Here is a 1,837-nt window from a genome sequence, read left to right as displayed (position 1 = left end):
ACTATGGCATCCATTAAACTGAAATATGCGCCACCTTCCTCATCAACATCCTCACAAGACATTAAGTCTTCTACATCAAAATCAGGGATCTCATAAATAGTGACAGTGACTTCTGCCCTTGGCCCTTCACAATCGTCTACCGTACAGCTAACCCAGAAAGAAGTGGTTTCAGTAATAGGATTAGTGGGGGTATAGGAAGCTCCTGTAAAAATCAAAGTTCCATCCGTTTCGGCATCATACCATTTTACAGTTCCTTCACAACCGGAAGCATCAAGTGTACCAGACCAGGGCCCGCAATTTTCAATATCTGTAAGTTCGGGTGCAGGAGGGGTTAAGTCAAGACCAAGCTGAATAGGTCCTACCGGGAAATCCTTAAGCTGCGCGGTCCCCGATTCACCTGATGACCTTGTTCTAACAAATAGGGTACTAAGAGAAATACAGGGATCTTCATTGGCTTCAAAAACCTTACTTAAATTTACGGCTCCTTCAACCCATTGGTTGATTTCATAATAGTCCTTTCCGTAAGCATCAAAAGGAACATTGGTGATGCTCTTATTGGTAGTTGCATAAATAAGACCTTGATAGTCGTCTATATCCTTTAATTCATAATGGTACCCCCCAGAACCATCCGATTCCCAACGCAGGATAGCCACAGTAGCAACTCCCCCGCCATTTCCATATCCAACAGTAACGAGAAGATCTCCAATATTACGACCTCCTGTTTCTGCGGGTGCCTTACTTATAAAACCACCGGAACCTGTACCGAGACCAGTCATAGTTAGACTGTCCTGCAAAAACTCAAAATCTATATAACTATCACCATTGGTGACTGCTCTGTCCGCAGCAAAGAGTACCCAGAGATCATCGGAGTCCCCGGGATTACCAAAGAAATCATTCATACCCGGGTCTCCATAGGTAAAATGGGCAGCGACATTCTGAATTTCATTTTTGGGGGGAGATGAGCCTTCTCCCCAGGTATATGTATTGGGATCCTGATCTATTTTTGCAGCAGTGGTAAAAATAGTGGGATCTTTCATATTCCCCATAGGAATGGAATCCTGTAAAAAATAGGTGAAATCGTAAATTGGAATGAGCGTCTCATTAATTAGATCTCTTCTAAAAATACCACCGGGATCGGTGTCATTCTGATCATTAAAATCCTCAAAAAACCAGTCACCGACCAGATCATAAGTGGGATCAGGAGTTCCCGCTTTAGCATCACCATCCACACCAAATCCTCCTAAAGGAGTTTGCACCGGTACAGCTCCCTCGCTAATAACCTGCGAGTAAGCCCCAAACGAAATCAAAAAAGCGCCAAGAAACCCCAGGATACCCAGAGTACTGGTTAACTTTTTGACATAAACTGAAAGTTTAGACTGAAGACCTTCACGATGAAGGCCATCAGACAATGTAAAATCATTCATAATTTAATAATTTTAAGGTTAGTAATCTTCGGTTAAGAAGATTTTAGGCAGCAAAAAATTGGTAAAAGAAAATCACTTAGGGGGGAATACCTTAACCGACTAATGCGGATAGTTTAAAACCTTAAAGGTCTCCGGGGGGAGGATCATAAAGGGGCAGAAAATAAAAATACTAATAGAACTTAGAGATAGGATTAGGGTATCGCAGCTCTTAAATCAAATTTAATTTATTGATCAATATAAATATAGTTGAAGTTAAATATTTTAATACAAAACTCTCATTTTCAATGACTTTTACGGGTTTTCCCTTAATCAGGTAATCAAGTGAACCAGATTTCAGGATCAATCTCAAAAGTTGTGTGTGAATTAAAATAATAGTTTGATTTTTGCTTTCTAAACAAGAAGCATTGGATCCA

2 protein-coding genes are annotated in these 1,837 nt (G+C 40.5%); both read right to left on the bottom strand.

The window, feature by feature from the left end; genetic code table 11:
* Positions 1-1,424: immunoglobulin domain-containing protein (locus ACW6NC_RS14640; RefSeq protein ID WP_457867141.1), on the bottom strand; the 1,424-nt coding region annotated here is incomplete at its 3' end.
* A 208-nt stretch (positions 1,425-1,632) separates the two neighbouring features.
* A partial coding sequence (locus ACW6NC_RS14635; protein ID WP_457867139.1) for a hypothetical protein occupies positions 1,633-1,837 on the bottom strand: 205 nt, incomplete at its 5' end.

The organism is Salegentibacter profundi (assembly GCF_054121475.1).
This window is presented reverse-complemented; position numbering and strand designations above follow the sequence as displayed.